The sequence below is a fragment of the Geobacter sp. SVR genome (assembly GCF_016865365.1).
GTDB lineage: Bacteria > Desulfobacterota > Desulfuromonadia > Geobacterales > Pseudopelobacteraceae > Pelotalea.
Map to the genome: position 1 here is coordinate 4,065,395 of NZ_AP024469.1, position 20,624 is coordinate 4,086,018.

The following is a 20,624-nucleotide window of genomic DNA, read 5'->3' on the forward strand; positions in this document are numbered from 1 at the left end:
AAGATGAGCTTTTTCACGATGTGCGTTCTGGCAGCAGGTATTGGTATGGCACTGGGCACCGTCGGCACCGGCATTGGCCAGGGTCTGGCAGTCAAAAGCGCCGTAGAAGGCGTTTCCCGCAACCCCGGCGCTTCCGGCAAGATCCTGACCACCATGATGATCGGTCTGGCCATGATCGAGTCTCTGGCAATTTACGCCCTGGTTGTCTGCCTGATCATCCTGTTCGCCAACCCCTACAAGGATATCGCTGTCAAGCTGGCCGAGACCGTTGCCAAGTAATTCAAGAGTACCTGAAACAAGCAGAACAAAAAAGGCGCCCCCCGAGGGGCGCCTTTTTTGTTATTACATATTTAACAATGCAATCCGTCTTGTCACTCATCGAGCAATTGCACACTCACCTCGGCCGAAGCATCGCTTTCGACCAGCGCCCCCGACGGAAGCTTTAGCACCGTTCTTGCCACATAGCTGTAGATGACCCGCCGCTCCAGACCGACATCCACAAAGGTATCACCCGTGAGCAGTTCCTTGTTGTGCGGGAGGTAGGACATCGGCTCGCCCTTGACGACACGGTACAGATTGTGGCCGATGACGATACCCTGGCGGGGGGGGCGGGCCGTGAATTTCAACCGTATTTCCGTTGGTTCGGCGGTAGCGGTCAGCGCGGGGGACTCCGGTGCCGGCACCATGCTCACCGTCACCGGAGCCGCCGGTTCGCCGTCATGATCGTCCCCATTGTAGGCGACAACGATGTAACTGTAGTCGGAGCCGATTCTGACATCGGTGTCGAGCAGCATCATCAGGCTGCCGTAGCGCCGCACCGCTTGGTCGGGAAGATCCATGTAAAGCTTGTGAAAAAGGGCAAAGTCTGCGACGCAGGCGCTGCAGCTGTCACTCTGGCCGGTGATGGCCTCCCGCCGGAGCACCTTGATGCCTACCAGATCCCTCAGACTACGGCCGGCACGGTCCCGCTGCGGCGCAACGAACGAGAGTTTCACGATTGTGCCGGTCTGCTGTGTGCTGACGGCTGATGGTGCAGCCGGCACCAGCATCTCGGGATAGATCAGGGCACCCTTTTTTCCGCACGCGGCGAGAAACAGGGGAATGGTGAGCAGGCAGACAAGGACACGCATCAAAACCTCTGAGTGTGGATGGGATTACTTTCCGGCAGCCGAAGCCCCGGAAGCGACCAGGGGAACATCGAAGGATCTTCCGGACAGGGAAAACCGCACCCGATCCGGAAGGATTTCGGTAATCTTCGCCCCGGAGACGACATTCCCCTCCTGCAGGAGAAAGCCGTTGATGACGGCCCTGCTGGCACTGCGCGTGTCCTGCCAGGCGATCCCGGACACTCGGAGGTCGACCGGAGGGGGCGTTGGCTGCAGTTCCACCTGACCAGGTACAGCCGTTGCCATCTGATCCTTCGACGGCTCCGAGCGTTCCCTGACCGGCACTGCCGGCTTCCTGCGGGCTGTCCTGACCGGAACAGGCACGGCGGCCTTTTCAACCGGAGCCACGGTAGCTGCAGCTGTCGCTGTCACGGGGGCTGCCGTAGAGATAGGTGCGGGAACGGACACAGGAGGCTGTACCGGGGCAGAGGCTGAATGCGGCGCAGCAGCCAGCTGTGAGGGTACGGCAACGGGGGCGGGTTGGGATACTGCCGGGGCCGCAACGGACGGAGGCTTTACGTCCCGCTTAGGTGCCGGCCCATCGCCCCGGAGCAGAAACCATGTGGCGCCGAAGGTTGCCAGCGAGGCTACAGCCACAACAACAGCCACTTTCCATACGCCGCCACCACCGGTAGGACGGTGCTCATCCGCGAACAGCTCCCCAGAGATACAGGACATGCCTGTTCCCCGCTTTTTCCTGGCCTTCTCGTGTTCAAGCTTCTTCAGTGCATCGAGAATGTAACTCATGCGCGCAATCTCACTTTCCTGTCAGCCATGTTCTCAGTCGCGCAAAAACCCGGCTGCGTTTAGAAACGGGCATAACTCCGGCAATCACCTGGCTGGCCATCAGGGGAGTGACCGACAGGCTTTCCCTCGTCCAGGCCAGCACGAGGGCCTGTTCACAGACGATATTGATCAGCCGGGGAATACCGCCCGAAAAACGGTATATGCGCCTGATGGCGCCGCGGGAAAAGAGCCCCGGAATACGGCACCCGGACACCCGCAAGCGGTGATCGATATAATCGCCCGTGTCGGCCTGTCCCATCGGTACCAACCGGCAACGCACGGTAATGCGCTGGCGGAGTTGGCGAAGATCATGCCGCCCCAAGACATCGTCAAGCTCGGGCTGACCTGCCAGAATGATCTGGACCAGTTTGTCGCGCTCGGTCTCAAGGTTGGAAATCATGCGCACATGTTCCAGCACATCCGGCGCCAGGTTCTGGGCCTCGTCGATCACCAGCACAACGGTGCGCCCTTCGCGATGCTGGTCCAGCAGAAACTTGCCCAGGGCATCCAGATAGCCGGAATGGTTTTCCTGTGCCGCTTGGATTCCGAATTCGCGGCAAATGGCTGACAACAGCTGTTCGCCCGACAGGCAGGGATTGAAGATCAGTGCCGAGCGGTATTGCTCGTGGCTCAGTTCGGAGAGCAGGGTGCGCAGCAATGTGGTCTTGCCGGTACCAACCTCACCGGTCATGGCGATGAAACCGGCGTGGTTGTCGATGCCGTACACCAGGTGGGCAAAAGCCTCACGATGATTGCGGCTCAGAAAGATGAACTGCGGATTCGGCGTGATGGTAAACGGTTTTTCCTTGAAGCCGAAAAAGTCGCAGTACATTGGAGCTACTTGCCTTCCCTGCAGCGCATGATTTCACCCCACACCTGCTCCCGTGCGGTTCCGCCGGGAACGTTGCGCGCATCGGTGCTCGCTTCCACCGTGATGGCCGCAAAGATATCATCCGCGAAGTGGAGTGAAAACAGCTGCCATTCGGCCAGTGACAGTTCGTCCAGCTCCATCTCGTTTTCGATACAGTATTTGACCGCATTGCCGACCGCCTCGTGGGCATCCCGGAACGGCAGCCCCTTGCGCACCAGGTAATCGGCAACATCGGTGGCAGTGGAGAAGCCGTCTCCGGCTGCCTTGCGCATGTTGCCGGCATTGATGCGCATTTCCCTGATCATGTCGGCAAAGATCTTCAGGCTGCCCTTGACGGTGTCGATGGTATCGAACAACGGCTCTTTGTCCTCCTGCATGTCTTTGTTATAGGCCAGCGGCAGGGACTTCATCACCGTCAGAAGCGCCATCAGGTTGCCGTACACCCGCCCGGTTTTACCTCGCACCAGTTCGGGAACATCGGGATTTTTCTTCTGGGGCATGATCGAGGAGCCGGTGCAGAAACCATCCGACAGCTCGATGAACCGGAAGGAGCTGGTGGACCACAGGATCAACTCTTCGGAAAAGCGCGAGAGGTGCATCATCAGAATCGACCCGGCCGCCAGGAATTCCAGGGCGAAATCGCGGTCCGAAACGGCATCCAGGGAGTTGCGTGTGATTGCCGGGAAATCGAGCTGCTCGGCCACATACCCGCGGTCGATGGGGAAGGTCGTACCGGCCAGGGCGCCGGCCCCCAGGGGCAGCACGTTGACGCGCTTGAGGCAGTCTTCCAGACGGGCCCTGTCCCGCTTGAACATCTCGACGTAAGCCATCAGGTGGTGGGCGAACAGGATCGGCTGGGCGGTCTGCAGGTGGGTGAAACCGGGCATGACCACATCCAGGTTCTCTTCGGCCTGGGTCAGCAGCGCATCGATCAGCAGGTCGATGTAGGTAACGATTGCGGCGATTTCATCGCGCAGGTACAGGCGAATGTCCAGTGCCACCTGATCGTTGCGGGAACGGCCGGTATGAAGGCGCTTGCCCGCCTCTCCGATGCTGGCAGACAGGCGTGCCTCGATGTTCATGTGGATGTCTTCCAGGCTGATCGAGAAGTCGAAGGTGCCGGCTTCGATCTGCTGCAGGATCTGCTGCAGGCCATGGACGATGGCCTGCACGTCCTCCAGCGGAATGATGCCCTGCTGGCCCAACATGCGGGCGTGGGCAATCGAGCCGCGGATATCCTGATGATACAGACGCTTGTCGAATTCGATCGAAGCGGTGAACTCTTCAACGAACTTGTCGGTGGGCTGGGTGAAGCGGCCGCCCCACAGTTTGTCTTTTGACATGTACGTTCTCCCGGTCCCGATTCACGGGCCAAAATTTGAATACTGCGATGTTATTGCACTGCATCGGCTGTCTGCGCGATTTCATACCCGGCAAAAGCCTGTTCTTCAATCGGGACTTTCCGCCAGCCCCCTGTCCCGTCACTGCTCATGATGGCGTGCACCTTCAAGGGAACCCGCGTGGTCCGCGGATCGATCTCATGGTGCAGCGGCAGATTGAAATAGAGCAGGCGCGTACTCTGTCCGAACCGTAGCCGGCAGACCGGCGCCCCTCCGAAATCGTCGGTGGAAAATTCCGAGAACAGGACCCGGGCCAGTCGGTGATGTCGGTTGATCACCACCGAAGAATTGCCGAAACCATCTCCTTCGGGATGGTCATCGATCCTGGTCTCATCGGATGCATTGCCGAAAACCGTTACCGTTTCCCGCACACCCGGCGTGTCTTCCAGGTATTCCCCGTAGAAGCCGCTGATCACGTCCCGGTAGGCCGGATGCTCCGGCTTCGGGTTGCACTGGATCACGAACAGGGCGTCCAGTCCCTGGCGGGTCGAGAAGAACAGGCGATTGGCATGATCGACGATCTGCCGGATATTGGAGCTGTACAGGTCGCGGTACAGATAATCGAGGCAGATGATGGCCATGAAGTTGAAGCAGGACGGCCTGCTGCGGAAAAGGTAGAAGTGCCTGCCCCGGTAAAGGTCGTGGAAGGCGTCGATGTACTCCTCGCCGTGGAAGGGATGGCTCTTGGCTTCCAGGAAGACCCGCAGCCGGCCGTCGGCCTCCTTGATGGCGATGCAACACCAGTTGACCGGCATGTCCAGCACATCACCCGAATCAATATCCCGGTCCACCAGACCGATCGCTTCGGGATTATCGGACCGGAAGCGTTCCAGCAGGTCACGGTACTGCCGCAGACGGATGTGCTCAATGCCGAAAACGGTAATAGTGTTGGGGCGGAAACGTCGCTCGATCACCGCCAGCAGGTCATCGAACCGGGAGGCGGGCAAGCACGATTCCGGAAAGATCAGGAACTGCAGTTTCTTCAGATTTCCCTCGCCGGCGGCAACCAATTCCAGTACCGACCGGACCATGCGCCACTTCTCATCCGGGTCGACCAGACCGAAGCCCGCCGCCGCCCGCCTGAGGCGGTTGGGGATCTGGGCTACCATACAGTGCAGATGGTGCCCCAGAGCGAATTCCAGGTTTACCCTTTTGTCGATGATCTCTGGCATGGCCGTTTCACCGCGTATCACAGGAACAAAGCGCCGGAAAGAGTTGGGCCAGTATGTAGCGTGCACCGGTTGCCATGGCATAGCCGGAAAGCTCAGCGTTGGGGACCCATGCCGCCTCGGCCACTTCCAGCTCGTTGCGCACGATATCGCAATAGACCGGCCGGCAGCGGTAATACAGGATCACGAAATGGCAGTTTTCATCCCCCGGCGTAAGGTGTTCGAAGACATCGATCAGACCTTGGATCTCGATCTCCAGCCCCACCTCTTCGTGTACCTCCCGCTTCAAGGCCTCCCGGATCGACTCGCCCAGATCGATCTTCCCCCCCGGCATGACCCACTGATCGTTGAAAGGGGGCACACAGCGGCGGGTCAGCAGCACCCGCTGATCGTCGTCCACGATCACCGCCACCACCGAGGTGACGATATGTTCTTTCTTAAAACGTTTATTGGTCATGCAGGGCAACTTCATGATGTCTGCCACGGAAGATCATGGCGATCTCCGTGGCAGACGGCACAGGCTACTTCTTCCGGGCGGACTGCATCAGTGACCTGATCCGCAGCCGCAGCGAATTGATTTTGATGAATCCCTCGGCATCAGCCTGGTTGTAGACCTGATCCTTCTCGAAAGTGGCGAAGTCCAGATTGAAGAGGGAATCGGTTTCGGACTTGCGGCCGACAGTTCGGCAGAGCCCCTTGTACAGCTTGACGCGGGCCACGCCGTTGACGCACTTCTGCGACTCGTCGATCAGGGTCTGCAGCATCTGGCGCTCCGGGGAGAACCAGTAGCCGGCATAGACCTGCTTGGCGTACTCGGGGATCAGGCTGTCGCGGATACGCATCACCTCGCGGTCCATGGTGATCTGCTCCACGGCCGAGTGGGCTTCGCGCAGGATCGTGCCGCCCGGGGTCTCGTACACCCCGCGGGACTTCATCCCGACCGAGCGGTTCTCCAGCAGGTCGACCCGACCGACGCCATGCAGCCCCCCCAGTTCGTTCAGGTGGGCCAGCAGTTGGGCCGGGCTCATGGCAACGCCGTCCACGGCCACTGCATTGCCGTTTTTGAACTCGATCTCCACGTACTGCGGCTTGTTGGGTGCCTTCTCAGGGGACTTGGTCAGCACGTACATCTCTTCAGGTGCTTCGGCCCAGGTGTCCTCCAGAATGCCCCCTTCGAAGGAGATGTGCAACAGGTTGCGGTCCGAGGACCAAGGGCGCTTCTTGGTGACCGGGATAGGAATGCCGTTCTTCTTGGCGTACTCGATCAGCGCCTGGCGGCTGTTCAGGTCCCACTCACGCCAGGGGGCCACCACCTTGATGGCGGGATCGAAATGATAGTAGGCCAGCTCGAAGCGTACCTGGTCGTTGCCCTTGCCGGTGGCGCCGTGGGAAACGGCATCGCATTTCTCCCTGGCGGCGATCTCCATCTGCCGCTTGGCGATCAGCGGCCGTGCGATGGAGGTACCCAGCAGGTAGTGCCCCTCGTAGATGGCGTTGGCGCGGAACATAGGAAATACGAAGTCACGGACGAATTCCTCGCGCAGATCATCGATGTAGACCTTGTCCGCCCCGGTGGCCAGAGCCTTCTCACGAATCGGCGCCAGTTCGTCCCCCTGCCCCAGGTCGGCCGAAAAGGCGACCACCTTGCAGCCGTACTCGTTCTTCAGCCATTTGAGGATGATCGAGGTGTCCAACCCGCCGGAGTAGGCCAGCACGATCTTTTTGATTTCCTGCTTCTTGCCTGGTGCCATGGATATTCTCCTTTAACAAATTGGTATGACTATTAGGTTGTTGAAAAACAGCCATCTCGCCGCCGTCCTCGAAACTCACTTTGTGCGGCGTAGCGCTGTTTATGCCCTTGGGTACTACGCCTCCGCAGGGCTTTCTGCGGATGCGACGATCTGACAATTTTTGAACAACCTGAGTTTTCAACAGTCTGCTATACCAAGAAACGACACTTTTCGCCAGGCCGGGATGCCCGAGGGAACCCGTAGAGCAACGCCGGGATGGCGGAAAAGCGGCGCTTCTATTTCATCATGGTGGCCATGATGGCCTTTTGTATATGCAGCCGGTTTTCGGCCTCGTCCCAGACCACCGAGTGTTTTCCCTCGATCACGCTGTCGCTGATCTCCTCCCCGCGGTGGGCCGGCAGACAGTGCAACACGATGCAATCTGGTTTGGCCAGCGAGATCAGGGCGTCATCCAGGCAATACCCGGCAAAGGCCTGTTCGCGCTGTTTCTGTTCCGATTCCTGCCCCATGCTGGCCCAGACATCGGTGTTGAGCACATCGGCGTCCCTGACCGCCACCTGCGGATCCTTGGTCAGGGTGATCCGGCCGGGGGCCTGCAACTGTGCCCACGACATCACCCCCGCATCCGGCTCGTATCCCGCGGGACAGGCCAGGGCCAGGTCGAAACCGAAAATCGCGGCCGCCTCGATCCAGGTGTTGGCCATGTTGTTGCCGTCTCCCACCCAGGCGAACTTCAGTCCGTCATAGCCCCCCTTGTGCTCGATGACGGTCTGCAGGTCGGCCATGATCTGACAGGGGTGGTACAGGTCGGTCAGACCATTTATGACCGGCACCGAACAGTAGCGGGCGAACTCGTCGACAATTTCCTGGCCAAAGGTGCGGATCATGACGCCGTCACAGTAGCGCGCCATTACGCGGGCAGTATCCTTGATCGGCTCGCCCCGCCCCATCTGGGAATCCTTGTTGGAGATGAACAGTCCATGCCCCCCCAGCTGAAAGATCCCCACCTCGAAGGAGATGCGGGTGCGGGTTGAGGATTTCTCGAAGATCATCGCCAGGGTCTTGCCCTTGAGCAGATGATGCCCAACGCCCTGCCGCTGTTTTTCCTTCAGCTCCCGCGCCAGGCTCAGCAGTCCGTCCAGCTCGGTCTTGGTATAATCCCGCAATGCCAGAAAATGTCGCGCCATCTCTCCTCCTACGCTACCACTTCGGCAAAGATGCCGTCCAGGGTTGCGATCATCGTATCAATTTCCTGCTTGGTCACCACCAGAGGGGGCACGAAACGCAGCACCGTGTCGTGGGTCACATTGAGCAGCAAGCCCCGCTCATGGCCCTTCTTGACGATCTCCGCGCCGGGAATGTTCAGGCTCATGCCGATCATCAGGCCGATGCCGCGCACCTCGGTTACGAAAGGATATTTTTTCCCCAGTGTTTCCAGCTCTCCCAGAAGATACTCGCCGATCTCCTCCGTCCGGTTGAGGATGCCCTCCTCCAGGATGGTCCGTATTGTGGCGATGGCTGCCGCACAGACCAACGGGTTGCCGCCGAAGGTGGAACCGTGGGTGCCGGGGGTGAAGGCGGATGCGAATTCCTCACGGGCCAGCATGGTGCCGATCGGGGCGCCGCCGGCCAGGGCCTTTGCCAGGGTCATGATGTCGGGCACCACGCCGAAATGTTCGTAGGCGAACAGCGTGCCGGTGCGTCCCATGCCGACCTGCACTTCGTCGAAGATCAACAGCAGGCCGTGCTGGTCGCAGATACGCCGCACCTCCTGGAAATAGCCGGTTGAAGGGATGTTGACCCCCCCCTCCCCCTGGATCGGCTCCAGCATGATCGCGCAGGTATTGGGAGTGACAGCCGCTGCCAGGGCAGCCGCATCGTTGAAGGGCACGTGGGTGAAGCCATGCAGCAGCGGGTCGAAAAAGCGCTGCACCTTTTCCTGGCCGGTGGCGGATACGGTGGCCATGGTGCGGCCGTGGAACGACTCGGCCGCGGTAATGATCTCGTAACGCTGGGGGCCGAACTTGTCCCGGCTGTACTTGCGCGCCAGTTTGATGGCCGCCTCGTTTGCCTCGGCCCCGCTGTTGCAGAAAAAGGCCCTGTCGGCAAAGGAGTGGCTGCACAACAGCTCGGCCAGCTCGATCTGCTGGGGAACCTGATAGTAATTGGAGCAGTGGATCAGCTCGGCCGCCTGGTGCTGCAGGGCCGCAACCACCCGGGGATGGCAGTGTCCCAGGTTGTTGACCGCCACCCCTCCCAGGAAATCGAGGTATTCCCTGCCGTCCGCGTCCCACAGGCGGCAGCCCGCCCCTCTGACCGGCACGATCGGATAGCGGCCATAGGTTTTCATGATGTACTTGTCCGACTTTTCGATCCACTGCTGAGAATTCATAGGTATCTCCAAACTCGATTGGAACGTGTATTTTCCCGGGTCAAGGAGGCTCGCAGGCCAACGCCGAGATTGGGAGAATTCGCTCCGCTACTGTACTATTTCAGTGCCTATGCCGATGTCGGTAAATATCTCCAACAGCACCGCGTGCTCTACCCGGCCGTCGATGATATGGGCCTTCTTGACCCCGTCGCGGATGGCATCCGCGCAGCAGACCACCTTGGGAATCATACCGCCGGTGATGGCCTCCTCCTGGATCAAGCGGTGCATGTCAGCCACGGCAATGGTAGACAGGAGCGCCCCGGACTTGTCCTTGACCCCTTCGATGTCTGTCAGCAGGATCAGTTTCTCGGCATCCAACGCCGCCGCCACCCGGCCGGCCACCAGGTCGGCGTTGATGTTGTAGCTCTCCCCTTCCGGCCCGACACCTACCGGAGCGATCACCGGCAGATAGCTGCCCTGCTCGAGGGTTCTGATCAGATCGGTATTCACCTTGACCACGTCCCCCACGTAGCCGATGTCCACCTGCTCCACCCGGCCATCCTCACCCGGCACATCCTGGAGCAGTTTTTTGGACAACAGCAGCGTGCCATCCTTGCCCGACAACCCGACAGCCCGGCCGCCATGCTGGTTGAGATAGCCCACGACCTCCTTGTTGACCTGCCCCACCAGCACCATCTCCACCACCGACATGGTTTCCGCGTCGGTTACCCGCATACCCTTCACAAATTGGGAAACGATGCCGTAGCGCTTGAGGGTTTCGTTGATCTGCGGACCGCCGCCGTGGACGATGACGGCATTGATGCCCAGCGACCTGAGCATGATCACGTCCAGCGCGAAAGATTCCTTGAGTCGCTCGTCCGCCATGGCATGGCCGCCGTACTTGATCACAAAGGTCTTTCCCGAAAAACGGCGGATGTACGGCAGTGCTTCCATCAGCGTATTGGCTTTGTCGATCAGGTGTTTCATACCGGGTTCCCTCGATTTGAAAATAAAAATGCCAGCCGTGAAAGGTGGCAGCTCGGCACCCTGTAAACCGGGGTGTAACGGATTCAGCGTGCCGGCAGCATCATGGTGACGGTCGTTCCGCGCCCCGGCTCGCTGGCGATGGTGAGCGTGCCATCATGCTGACGGACGAATTCCCGCGCGTAGAACAGTCCCAGGCCGAAACCGCGCACCTGTCCGGTACAGTCCGGATCCACCTGGTAGAACTTCTCGAACACCTTCTCGGACGCCTCCCGCGGGATACCGATTCCTGAATCGCTCACCGTGATCGTGATCGAGCCATCGTTCTCGGCAGCACTGATGACCACCCGACCGGTGTCGTACGAGAACTTGTAGGCGTTCTCAACGATCTGCTGAAGCGCAAAGACGATTTTGGTACGATCAAGCTGCATGTCCGGCAGCGGCGACTCGTTGAATTCCGTTTCCACCCCCGGCTTGCCCTGTGCCTCCCGCGAACATTGCAAGACTTCGGATATGAGCAGGTTCAGATCGCAGGCCTCGAGGTCCAGCCCTCTGCCCCCTTCCATCACCTGGCTGAAGATCAGCAGGTCGTTCACCATGCGATCCAGATAGACCGTTTCCTCATGGGCAAGGGTAACATTCCGGCAAAGCCACTCGTCACTGTTTTCCCGTGCGCTGCGCTGGATGTTCTGGAGAAACAGCGAAATAGCGGTGATCGGCGTACGCAGCTTGTGAGAGATGAGCGAGAGGAAATGGCTTTTGAGCCGGTCGAGCTGTTTGAGGTTGGCCAGTTCCTCCTTGAGGTATTTCCGGCCAAGGGCCTTTGCCACAGCAGTCCTGAGCTGCAACAGGTTCAGCGGCTTGCTGATGAAGTCGTCGGCCCCCTCCCTGAGGGCTTTCAGCAGGACCTCCTTATGGGTAAAACCGGTCATGATGATGACTGCGGCAGTCGGATCGATCTCCTTGATCCGCCGGAGCAGGTCAATGCCATCCTCGCCCGGCATCATGACATCCGCAAGAACCAGGTCGTGGCGCTCCTTTTCGTACGCCTTGAGCGCTTCGTGACAGTTCCCGGCCTGCGCTACGCGGTATTCTCCCAGCGCGCGTGTGCAAAAATCACGAATGATCTTTTCATCATCGACAACCAGGACCGCCGCGTTGACGGCCGATGCCCCCGGTCCGGCGCTAGCCAACCGCAAGTACCTCTGCCGCCTTGGCCAGTGCCGTTTCCAGGTGTTCGGGCTGCGATCCCCCGGCTTGCGCCAGTTCCGGTTTTCCGCCGCCGCTGCCCCCCACCACCGGTGCCAGAGCTTTGATCACGTCGCCGGCCTTGACCCGTGCACTGAGCTCTTTGGTAACCGCCACCAGCAGGTTGGCCTTGCCGCCAATGGCTGCGCCGAGCACGATCACCCCTTCGCCGATCCTGTCCTTGAGCGTGTCCGAAAGATCACGCAGGGCCTTGACATCCTCGACCTGCACCTTGACAGCCAGCAGTTTGATGCCGTTGACCTCGCTGGCCTGTGCCAGCAGATCTCCGGAAGCGGCCGCGTTGAGCTTGCCCTGCAAGGATTCGATTTCGCGCTGCAGTTCCTTCTGACGGTTCAGCACCTTTTCCAGGCGATCCAGGGGATTGCCACCCTCGGCCTTGAGCAGAGAAGCCATGGCCCGCTGCTCATCCTCCATCTGCCTGATGGATGCCAGAGCTCCCGTGCCGGTCAGCGCCTCGATGCGCCGCACCCCGGCGGCGATACCAGCTTCGGATACGATCTTGAACAGACCGATGTCGCCGGCGGCGCGCACGTGGGTACCGCCGCACAGCTCCATGCTGACATCTCCCACCCGGACGACACGCACCGAATCCCCGTATTTTTCGTCGAACAGTGCCGTGGCTCCCGCCTCCATTGCCTCGTTGATCCCCATCTCTGACACGCTTACCGGGTCGTTTTCCATGACATAGGTGTTGACCAGGTCCTCCACCCGGCGGAGCTCTTCCGGGCTCATGGCGGAGAAATGGGTAAAGTCGAAGCGCAGGCGGTCGCTGGAGACCAGGGAGCCCGCCTGTTTGACGTGGTCTCCCAGCACCTTGCGCAAGGCGGTCTGCAGCAGATGGGTGGCGGTATGGTTCCTGGCGGTGGCATTCCGTTCCGGGCGCGCAACCTTCAGATCGGCGGCGTCCCCCTTTCTGAGCGTCCCTTCCTTGACCAGGGCGTGATGCACGATCAGATCGGGATAGGGACGGCTGGTGGAAAGCACCTCCAGGTGCGCGTTTCCGGTGGAGATGGTGCCGCAGTCCCCTTTCTGTCCGCCGGATTCGCCGTAAAAGGGGGTTGCTTCGGTCACCACCTCGACACTGTCGCCAGCCTGGGCACTTTCGACCTCCGCACTCTCCCGCACGATCGCCACGACAGCGGCATAGGTCGACATCTCCTCGTAGCCCGTGAAAGCTGTCCGCAGGCCGCGATTGTGGAGTTCCTTGTAGATCTGGGCGATGCCTTCCTCCCCCGACCCTTTCCAATGCTCGCGCGCCTGTTCGCGCTGCCGTTCCATGCAGCTCTCGAATCCGGCCTCGTCGATGCTGAAGCCTTCGCTCTCCACGATATCGGCGGTCAGGTCGGTCGGAAATCCGAAGGTGTCGTAGAGCCTGAAAAGCACATCACCGGGAATCTGGCGTTCCCCGGCCGCACGCAGGCGCGCCACTTCGTCATTGAGGATCGCCAGCCCCCGGTCGAGCGTTTCGGCAAAGCGCTGTTCCTCGGCCAGGATCACCTTCTTGATGTATGCCTCACGCTCCAGCAGTTCGGGATAGGCTTCGGCCATCATGTCGCGCACCGCATCCACGGTGTGATAGAGCATCGGCTCGGCAAAGCCGAGCATCTTGGCGTGGCGGGCCGCGCGGCGCATGATGCGGCGCAGGACATAACCGCGCCCTTCATTGCTGGGCAAGGCCCCGTCGCAGATCAGGAAGGTCGCGGCACGGGCATGGTCGGCGATGACCCGCATGGAGACATCGTCCTTGTCGACGGCTCCGTAACGCTTGCCGGAGAGCCGTTCCACATGGCGGATGATGCCCTGCAGCAGGTCCGTATCGTAATTGGAGAGGACCCCCTGCATGACCGCCGAAATGCGCTCCAGACCCATGCCGGTATCAACCGAGGGCTTGGGCAGCGGGGTCAGTACGCCGTCCGGGGAGCGGTCGAACTGCATGAACACGTTGTTCCAGATCTCCATGTAGCGGTCGCAGTCGCACCCCACGGTACAGTCCGGGCTGTTGCAACCAGCCTCGGGTCCCTGGTCGTAGAAGATTTCGGAGCAGGGGCCGCAGGGGCCGGTGTCGCCCATGGACCAGAAGTTGTCCTTCTCGCCGAAGCGGAAGATGCGCTCGCGCGGCACCCCTTCCTGCAGGTGCCAGATGTCGGCGGCCTCGTCGTCGTCCGTGTACACCGACACGTACAGGCGGTTTTTGTCCAGCCCCATATCCTTGGTCAGGAATTCCCAGGCATAGGCGATGGCTTCCTTTTTGAAATAATCGCCAAAGGAGAAGTTGCCGAGCATTTCGAAAAAGGTATGATGGCGAGCAGTGCGCCCCACGTTCTCCAGGTCGTTATGCTTGCCACCAGCCCGTACGCACTTCTGGGAGCTGCAGGCGCGGGTGTAGTCCCGTTTCTCCAGGCCGAGAAAGCAATCCTTGAACTGGTTCATGCCGGCATTCGCAAACATCAGGGTCGGATCGTTCTTGGGAATGATCCCCGAGCTGGACACAATCGTATGCCCCCGGTCGGCAAAAAATTTGAGAAAACGTGCGCGAATATCTTTTCCTGTCATTGGTATCCTCATGATTATAGTAGCGAAACCGGCAGCTTGTTTCCCAGCCTCGGCACTATCGCTCTTTCAAGACCCGCAGTATTGTCGCAATTCCGAATCCGCGCCGCTGCAGGAACCCTACTACCCTACGCTTTTCCCGGTCATCGGCCGAGGCGTTGGAAAAGGAGGGAAACCGTTTTTCCAGTGTGCACCGCACTTCGTCCGACTCGTCATGTTCCCCGGCGATACGCGCCGATACTTCGTCGATCATGTCAGCCGGCACGCCACACCGGCGCATTTCCAGCCTAAGACGCGGACCGAAGAAGCGCCCCGCAGAAACTGCCGACTCAGCGAAACGCTCGGCAAAACGGTGGTCGCTGATCAGCTTTTCGTTCTCCAGGCGATGAAGCGCCGCCTCGGCATCTTCTTCCGGAAAGCCCCTGACCAACAATTTCTCGTACAGTTTGGCCCTGGTATAGTCCCGTGCTGCCAGAAGCCTCAGCGCGTACTGCCAGGCCCGCTCGGGGGACGGGTTTTCAATACTTTTCGATCTCAAATGCTTCAGGCTCCGCCTGCTCCGCTTCCTTTTCCTCGAAACCGTCCCAGGAAGAATCGGAGGTGGACGAGATACCGGATACCTTCAGGGCGAAATCGTCCGGATTGGAACTCTGGCGCAGGGCCTCCTCGTAGGTGATCAGCTTGGAACTGAACAGCTTCATCAGGGATTGGTCGAAGGTCTGCATCCCGTACGTGATCGAGCCCTGAGCAATGGCATCGTTGATCTGCTTGGTCTTGTCCTTGTCGTCGATGCACTCGCGGATACGGGCAGTGCCCAGCATGACCTCAACTGCCGGTACGCGCCCCTTGCCGTCCGCCCGGGGAACCAGGCGCTGCGAAATGACCCCCTTGATGACCCCGGCCAGCTGAATCCGGACCTGGCGCTGGTGATAGGGGGGAAACACGCTGATGATGCGGTTGATGGTCTCGGCGGCATCCATGGTATGCAGCGTGGACATGACCAGATGTCCTGTTTCGGCGGCGGTCATGGCGGTTTCTATAGTTTCGAAATCGCGCATTTCCCCTACCAGGATCACGTCCGGGTCCTGACGCAGGGCCCCTTTCAGGGCGCCGGCAAAGGTAGGGGTATCGGACCCGACCTCGCGCTGGCTGATGATGCTCTTGTTGTCGCGGTGCAGAAACTCGACCGGGTCCTCGATGGTAATGATGTTGCAGGTACGGGTGTTGTTGATCTGGTCGATCATCGCCGCCAGCGTACTGGACTTGCCCGACCCGGTGGTGCCGGTCACCAGGATCAGGCCCCGCTCCTCCTGGCACATTTTCTTGATGATCGGTGGAAGGTTGAGCCCCTCCAGCGATGGTATCGCAATGGATATGGCGCGGAAAACCATCGCAATGGTTCCGCGCTGACGGTAGACGCTGGCACGGAATCGCCCCAGCCCCGGCACGGCATAGGCCAGATCGACCTCTGAATTTTCTTCGAAGATCCGCCGCTGGCGGTCGTTCATGATGGAATGCGCCATAGTGCCGACGATGTCGGGCGACAGGCGCTGTGCATTGGGGATCGGGTGCAGCCTGCCATCGATACGGACGATGGGAGGCAATCCGGTCTTGATATGGATGTCGGAACCCTTTGCCTTGACCGCTATGGCCAAAATTTCCTTCAGCTCCATCTGACGACTCCGATTAAGCCCTGCCTGCCACGGATGTTTTGAGCAGATCCATCAGCCTGCCTTCGATTTCGCCCAGGGTATCCGGGTGCTCGGACAGCCAGGTACGGGAATTCTCACGCCCCTGGCCGATACGCTCCTTGCCGTAGGAATACCAGGCCCCGCTCTTCTCGATGATGCCCTTTTCCACCGCCAGATCGAGCACGTCTCCGGTACGGGAGATGCCCTCGCCATAGAGAATGTCGAACTCCACTTCGCGGAAGGGGGGAGCCACCTTGTTCTTGACCACCTTGACGCGGGTGCGGGAGCCGATCACGGCATCCCCCTGCTTGAGCGTGGCGATCTTGCGGATGTCCATGCGGACCGAGGCGTAGAATTTGAGCGCGTTACCCCCCGTGGTGGTTTCCGGGTTGCCGAACATGACGCCGATCTTCATGCGGATCTGGTTGATGAAGATCACGCAGCAGTTGGACTTGGAGATGATCCCGGTCAGCTTGCGCAGCGCCTGGGACATGAGCCGGGCCTGCAGACCCATGTGCGAGTCACCCATCTCACCTTCGATTTCGGCCTTGGGCACCAGGGCCGCCACGGAGTCCACCACCAGCACGTCAATGGCGCCGCTGCGCACCAGCGTCTCGGCGATCTCCAGGGCCTGTTCGCCGGTATCGGGCTGCGACACCAGCAGATCGTCGGTCTTTACCCCCAGCTTGCGGGCATAGCCGATATCCAGGGCATGCTCGGCGTCGACGAATGCCGCAATGCCCCCCAGCTTCTGGGCCTCGGCCACGACGTGCAGCGCCAGCGTAGTCTTACCGGAGGATTCCGGCCCGTATATCTCCACGATCCTGCCGCGGGGCACTCCCCCCACCCCCAGCGCCATATCGAGGGAAATCGAACCGGTGGAAACCGCCTCCACGCCGGGCAGCACCTCATCGTTGCCCAGCCGCATGATGGCGCCCTTGCCGAACTGTTTCTCGATCTGGCTCAGGGCAAGGTCAATGGCCTTGTTTCTTTCTGGCGAGGTGTTTTTCTCCGACATGATATCTGCTCTCCTGAAGGTGTGATGTAGGAATAAAAAGGGATTCAAAGTAACATATCTTCCGGTTTTCCCGCAAGGTTTTATGCTTGAAAACGCCTTCCGGTCAAGGCTTCGCCTTATCCCCCAGATGCCGCCACAGCCAGTCCAGGGCGGTCCAGGCCGTGAGGGTGCGGATCTCGCCGCGGCCGCCGCCGAAAAGGAAACGTTCGGTCCGGCAGCCACCCGGACCGGCCAGGGAAATGTAGACCGTGCCTACCGGCTTGTCCGGCGTACCCCCCTCCGGGCCGGCAATGCCAGTCACCGCCAGCCCCAGATCGCTGTTAGCCGCGCTGCGCACGCCGCTCGCCATGGCAGCGGCGACCTCGGCGCTGACGGCACCCTTTTCCATCAGGAGCGCTGACGGCACCCCCAGCAGCCGTTCCTTGGCGGCATTGCTGTAGGTCACTACCCCCTCCAGAAAATAGGCCGAACTCCCGCCCACGTCGGTGATTCTCTTGGCGATCAGGCCACCGGTACAGGATTCGGCCAGGGCCAGGGTGAGCCCCTGCTGCCGGAACAGGGCTGCAACCGCCTCGTCCAGAGAGACCTCCCCTTCTGAAAATACATACTCTCCCAGCCGCTGGCCGACCAGGGCGGTCCCTTCCGCCAGGCAGGCCCGGGCCGCGCCTTCCGTCTCCGCCTCGGCCCTGAGGGTGACCCTGACCCATGGAAAGGTGACGCAAACGCTCATCTGCAGCCCGGGGCACAGGTCGGTGACGCCGTGCAGCAGGGTGTCGGTCTCCGGTTCGGATAGCCCGAAGACGTTCAGGAACGAGCAGAGGACGTATCTTCTTTCCTCCACCTGCTCCACGAGCACGGGAAGCACCGTCTCCCGCACCATGGCATCCATCTCCGCAGGCACACCGGGGAGGAAGAATACCAGGCAGCCGTGGTGACTGAGCCGGAAACCGCAGGCAGTGCCGTTAGGATTCGGAATGAGAGAAGAGTGGGCGGGAATCATGGCCTGCTTGTCTGAGGGGGGCTCACCGGCAAAGCGTCCCCGGGCGGCCAGAAAGGCACGGACATGTTTCCCGGCTTCCTCGTTGACCAGCAGCTCTCGGCCGGTGGCATGGGCAGCGGCCAGGGCGGTCACGTCATCGACAGTCGGCCCCAGTCCGCCGGTCACGATCAGGGCATCACACTTCGGCGCCAGATCGTTCAGGGCGTCGATGATGGCCGCTTCGTCGTCCCCCACCGTCACATGGCGCCGGACGCGCAATCCCTGCTCCAGCAGCAGCGTTGCAATACGGCCGGCATTGGTGTCCACCACCTCGCCGCTGATCAATTCGTCGCCGATACTCAGCGTCGCTATGCGCATGAGCGTCTTGCCTCCCCGTGCCCGTTGCTCCGTTTGAGCCGCAAAACTCCGCAATGCATACGCTCAATCCCCATCGTTACCGCTCAGGTTGCAGTGAACTTCGTTGACGGACATGGTCACAATCCGCATCACCTCCTGCAGGGGGATACCCCGCTCCCGGGCGACGCGGCGGCAGTCCTCGTACTCCGGGGCACAGCGCAGCAGGCGCCCCTCTTCGAAAACCTGCTTGAAGCGCACCGGACCCAGGGGGGTCTTCCGCTCTTCCACGCTCCGCTGCAGGGTTATGCGTGCGGCATGGTGGTACCGCAGGCCGATAGCCGAGGTTTCGGCCAGTGCCAGGTGCGCCAGTCCTTGGAGCTGTTCGGGACGGCACAGGAAGGAGAGCAGTGTGGCAGGCCGGTTTTTCTTCATCTGGATCGGGGTGAAGAACACATCCAGCGCCCCTTCCTCCAGCAGCCGCTCCATGGCGTATCCCAGCACCTCCGGTGTGGCATCGTCGATATTGGTCTCAACCACTACGACCTCATCTCCGGTCCGGCCATGCTCTGCGGTGCCGAGAAAAGCCCGTAGGATATTAGGGCAATCGTCAAAATCCCTGCCCCCTGCCCCGCAACCGATCCGCTCCAGCCGCAGGGGGGGCTGTTTGCCGGTGCCGACGGCCAGGGCCGCCACAATGGCTGCACCGGTGGGCGTGACCCGTTCGCCGCTCGTCAGGTCGCCATGCACCGCCAGCCCCTGCAGCAGCTCCGCCGTGGCCGGAGCCGGGACCGGCAGGCGGCCGTGGGCGGTTTCCACGAATCCGCCCCCCAAGGGCAGCGCCGAGGCATATACCTGATCCACCCTGAGGTAATCGAGACAGATGGCGGTCCCGACAACATCCACAATGGAATCGATTGCCCCTACCTCGTGGAAATGGACCTTCTCGATGGGCACGCCGTGTACCGTGGCCTCGGCCTCGGCCAGACGGCGGAAGATGGTGCGGGCTCGCTCCTTTGCGGAGGCGGAGAGGGTACTTGCGGCGATCATGGCGTCGATGCCGCCGTAGTGCCGGTGGGTGTGGTGGTCGTGCACTCCTACGTCGAACTTGAGCGCAGGGATATGACGGCGCTCGGTACGGCTGGCGGAGAGGATGTAGGAACCGGCCGGCAACCCCAGCTTCGCCAGCTCGGCTTCCAGATATGCCAGCGGCACCCCCAGGTCCAGGAGCGCTCCCACGGTCATGTCGCCGGAGATGCCGGCGTAGCAGTCGAGATAGAGGATATTCATCGGGGTCAGCTTTCGTATGTGTTGATTTGAACTCTAGCAGGAACCAAGAGCACAGAGAGGAAAGGCTTTACCGCAACGACCGCCTGCCGTTGCCTGCCAAGCCGTCACGCCTCCGGCCTCGCCTTGCAGGCCCCTGGCGAAGCCGTCCTGAAAAGTTGCCGGGAGAGGATCATCCCCGGTTGATCAGATTGGCCGCACAGGCTGCGCCGAAGCCGTTGTCGATATTGACTACCGTCACTCCGGCGGCGCAGGAGTTGAGCATGCCCAAAAGGGCGGCTATGCCGCCGAATGCCGCACCGTACCCTATGGAGGTCGGCACCGCGATCACCGGCCTGTTGACCAGCCCGCCGACCACCGACGGCAATGCCCCCTCCATGCCTGCCACCACGATGATCACCGCCGCCGAACAGAGCAGCTCGCGCCGGGCCAGCAGACGGTGAATCCCCGCCACACCCACGTCGTAGACATGGGTGGTTTCGTTGCCCAGAAAGGCAGCCGTTACCAGTGCCTCAGCCGCCACCGGGATATCGGAGGTGCCGGCCGAAACCACCATGACCGTACCGCGGCCGTTGCGCTGGATCGGGTGCTGCTCCAGGGTCAGGCAGCGGGCATCGGCATGGAATACGGCCAGCGGAAAGGCCTCCTGAAGCCGGCTGGCCTTTTCGCCGGTCAGCCGCGTGGCCAGGATGTTGCTCCCCTTGGCTGCCATGGCGGACATAACGCGCTCGGTCTGTTCCACGGTCTTGCCTTCGCCGAAGATCACCTCCGGCATGCCTTGGCGCAACTCCCGGTGATGGTCCACCTGGGCGCACCCCAGGTCCTGGAAAGGAAAATGGCGCAGGTGTTCCAGGGCATCGTCCACCGCGATGGTGCCGTTTCTGACTGAGTTCAGCAGTTCCGTGAGATGGTCGGGCGTCATGGCGTCTCCTCGCATGGGTATCACTGTTTTATACACCAGCCCCTGCACCCTTGCCA

19 protein-coding genes are annotated in these 20,624 nt (G+C 60.9%); 1 reads left to right on the forward strand and 18 read right to left on the reverse strand.

The features are described 5' to 3' along the window. Positions 1-3: 3 nt before the first annotated feature. Positions 4-279, forward strand: a complete 276-nt coding sequence (atpE, locus tag GSVR_RS19075; RefSeq protein WP_173195392.1) for an ATP synthase F0 subunit C — start codon at positions 4-6, stop codon at positions 277-279. Between the two features lie 92 nt (positions 280-371). Here atpE and GSVR_RS19080 read toward each other — a convergent pair whose 3' ends face one another. The 18 genes from GSVR_RS19080 to larB all read right to left on the reverse strand — a co-directional run bounded on the left by GSVR_RS19080 (position 372) and on the right by larB (position 20,568). After that, the gene (locus GSVR_RS19080; RefSeq protein WP_173195393.1) at positions 372-1,130 is read right to left on the reverse strand and encodes a hypothetical protein; all 759 of its coding nucleotides are present in this window, start codon (positions 1,128-1,130) and stop codon (positions 372-374) included. 24 nt (positions 1,131-1,154) lie between these two features. Beyond that, entirely contained in the window at positions 1,155-1,913 is a 759-nt protein-coding gene (locus GSVR_RS19085; RefSeq protein ID WP_173195394.1) for a hypothetical protein, read from the reverse strand. A gap of 10 nt (positions 1,914-1,923) precedes the next feature. Then, positions 1,924-2,784, reverse strand: a complete 861-nt coding sequence (locus GSVR_RS19090; protein WP_173195395.1) for an ExeA family protein — start codon at positions 2,782-2,784, stop codon at positions 1,924-1,926. A gap of 5 nt (positions 2,785-2,789) precedes the next feature. Then, complete coding sequence (gene argH, locus GSVR_RS19095; protein ID WP_173195396.1) at positions 2,790-4,166, reverse strand: argininosuccinate lyase; 1,377 nt, start codon at positions 4,164-4,166, stop codon at positions 2,790-2,792. 50 nt (positions 4,167-4,216) lie between these two features. Then, on the reverse strand, positions 4,217-5,395 hold the full coding sequence (locus tag GSVR_RS19100) for a hypothetical protein (RefSeq protein ID WP_173195397.1): 1,179 nt from the start codon (positions 5,393-5,395) through the stop codon (positions 4,217-4,219). Between the two features lie 7 nt (positions 5,396-5,402). After that, positions 5,403-5,849 (reverse strand): NUDIX domain-containing protein, encoded by a 447-nt coding sequence (locus GSVR_RS19105; RefSeq protein WP_173195398.1) that lies wholly within the window; start codon positions 5,847-5,849, stop codon positions 5,403-5,405. Between the two features lie 64 nt (positions 5,850-5,913). Beyond that, positions 5,914-7,143 (reverse strand): argininosuccinate synthase, encoded by a 1,230-nt coding sequence (locus GSVR_RS19110; RefSeq protein ID WP_173195399.1) that lies wholly within the window; start codon positions 7,141-7,143, stop codon positions 5,914-5,916. A 275-nt stretch (positions 7,144-7,418) separates the two neighbouring features. Next, complete coding sequence (gene argF / locus GSVR_RS19115; protein ID WP_173195400.1) at positions 7,419-8,330, reverse strand: ornithine carbamoyltransferase; 912 nt, start codon at positions 8,328-8,330, stop codon at positions 7,419-7,421. An 8-nt stretch (positions 8,331-8,338) separates the two neighbouring features. Beyond that, entirely contained in the window at positions 8,339-9,535 is a 1,197-nt protein-coding gene (locus tag GSVR_RS19120) for an acetylornithine transaminase (RefSeq protein WP_173195401.1), read from the reverse strand. 87 nt (positions 9,536-9,622) lie between these two features. After that, on the reverse strand, positions 9,623-10,501 hold the full coding sequence (gene argB / locus GSVR_RS19125; protein WP_173195402.1) for an acetylglutamate kinase: 879 nt from the start codon (positions 10,499-10,501) through the stop codon (positions 9,623-9,625). Between the two features lie 83 nt (positions 10,502-10,584). Continuing rightward, on the reverse strand, positions 10,585-11,697 hold the full coding sequence (locus GSVR_RS19130) for a hybrid sensor histidine kinase/response regulator (protein WP_239077388.1): 1,113 nt from the start codon (positions 11,695-11,697) through the stop codon (positions 10,585-10,587). After that, complete coding sequence (gene alaS, locus GSVR_RS19135; protein ID WP_173195403.1) at positions 11,684-14,320, reverse strand: alanine--tRNA ligase; 2,637 nt, start codon at positions 14,318-14,320, stop codon at positions 11,684-11,686. Before alaS ends, GSVR_RS19130 begins: the two co-directional genes overlap by 14 nt. Before the next feature lie 55 nt (positions 14,321-14,375). After that, positions 14,376-14,855 (reverse strand): regulatory protein RecX, encoded by a 480-nt coding sequence (locus tag GSVR_RS19140; protein ID WP_173195404.1) that lies wholly within the window; start codon positions 14,853-14,855, stop codon positions 14,376-14,378. Continuing rightward, complete coding sequence (locus GSVR_RS19145; RefSeq protein ID WP_173195405.1) at positions 14,836-15,990, reverse strand: type IV pilus twitching motility protein PilT; 1,155 nt, start codon at positions 15,988-15,990, stop codon at positions 14,836-14,838. Before GSVR_RS19145 ends, GSVR_RS19140 begins: the two co-directional genes overlap by 20 nt. 13 nt (positions 15,991-16,003) lie before the next feature. Beyond that, on the reverse strand, positions 16,004-17,026 hold the full coding sequence (gene recA, locus GSVR_RS19150) for a recombinase RecA (RefSeq protein ID WP_173195406.1): 1,023 nt from the start codon (positions 17,024-17,026) through the stop codon (positions 16,004-16,006). A 103-nt stretch (positions 17,027-17,129) separates the two neighbouring features. Further along, positions 17,130-18,383, reverse strand: a complete 1,254-nt coding sequence (locus GSVR_RS19155) for a CinA family nicotinamide mononucleotide deamidase-related protein (protein ID WP_173195407.1) — start codon at positions 18,381-18,383, stop codon at positions 17,130-17,132. A gap of 63 nt (positions 18,384-18,446) precedes the next feature. Next, positions 18,447-19,649 (reverse strand): nickel pincer cofactor biosynthesis protein LarC, encoded by a 1,203-nt coding sequence (gene larC / locus GSVR_RS19160; protein ID WP_173195408.1) that lies wholly within the window; start codon positions 19,647-19,649, stop codon positions 18,447-18,449. A gap of 169 nt (positions 19,650-19,818) precedes the next feature. After that, on the reverse strand, positions 19,819-20,568 hold the full coding sequence (larB, locus tag GSVR_RS19165; RefSeq protein ID WP_173195409.1) for a nickel pincer cofactor biosynthesis protein LarB: 750 nt from the start codon (positions 20,566-20,568) through the stop codon (positions 19,819-19,821). Positions 20,569-20,624 lie beyond the last annotated feature (56 nt).

Bases quoted from the DNA above. Each gene is read 5' to 3' on its own strand.
- atpE (WP_173195392.1), top strand. From the start codon at position 4: ATGAGCTTTTTCACGATGTGCGTTCTGGCAGCAGGTATTGGTATGGCA.
- GSVR_RS19080 (WP_173195393.1), bottom strand. From the start codon at position 1,130: ATGCGTGTCCTTGTCTGCCTGCTCACCATTCCCCTGTTTCTCGCCGCG.
- GSVR_RS19085 (WP_173195394.1), bottom strand. From the start codon at position 1,913: ATGAGTTACATTCTCGATGCACTGAAGAAGCTTGAACACGAGAAGGCC.
- GSVR_RS19090 (WP_173195395.1), bottom strand. From the start codon at position 2,784: ATGTACTGCGACTTTTTCGGCTTCAAGGAAAAACCGTTTACCATCACG.
- argH (WP_173195396.1), bottom strand. From the start codon at position 4,166: ATGTCAAAAGACAAACTGTGGGGCGGCCGCTTCACCCAGCCCACCGAC.
- GSVR_RS19100 (WP_173195397.1), bottom strand. From the start codon at position 5,395: ATGCCAGAGATCATCGACAAAAGGGTAAACCTGGAATTCGCTCTGGGG.
- GSVR_RS19105 (WP_173195398.1), bottom strand. From the start codon at position 5,849: ATGACCAATAAACGTTTTAAGAAAGAACATATCGTCACCTCGGTGGTG.
- GSVR_RS19110 (WP_173195399.1), bottom strand. From the start codon at position 7,143: ATGGCACCAGGCAAGAAGCAGGAAATCAAAAAGATCGTGCTGGCCTAC.
- argF (WP_173195400.1), bottom strand. From the start codon at position 8,330: ATGGCGCGACATTTTCTGGCATTGCGGGATTATACCAAGACCGAGCTG.
- GSVR_RS19120 (WP_173195401.1), bottom strand. From the start codon at position 9,535: ATGAATTCTCAGCAGTGGATCGAAAAGTCGGACAAGTACATCATGAAA.
- argB (WP_173195402.1), bottom strand. From the start codon at position 10,501: ATGAAACACCTGATCGACAAAGCCAATACGCTGATGGAAGCACTGCCG.
- alaS (WP_173195403.1), bottom strand. From the start codon at position 14,320: ATGACAGGAAAAGATATTCGCGCACGTTTTCTCAAATTTTTTGCCGAC.
- GSVR_RS19145 (WP_173195405.1), bottom strand. From the start codon at position 15,990: ATGGAGCTGAAGGAAATTTTGGCCATAGCGGTCAAGGCAAAGGGTTCC.
- recA (WP_173195406.1), bottom strand. From the start codon at position 17,026: ATGTCGGAGAAAAACACCTCGCCAGAAAGAAACAAGGCCATTGACCTT.
- GSVR_RS19155 (WP_173195407.1), bottom strand. From the start codon at position 18,383: ATGCGCATAGCGACGCTGAGTATCGGCGACGAATTGATCAGCGGCGAG.
- larC (WP_173195408.1), bottom strand. From the start codon at position 19,649: ATGAATATCCTCTATCTCGACTGCTACGCCGGCATCTCCGGCGACATG.
- larB (WP_173195409.1), bottom strand. From the start codon at position 20,568: ATGACGCCCGACCATCTCACGGAACTGCTGAACTCAGTCAGAAACGGC.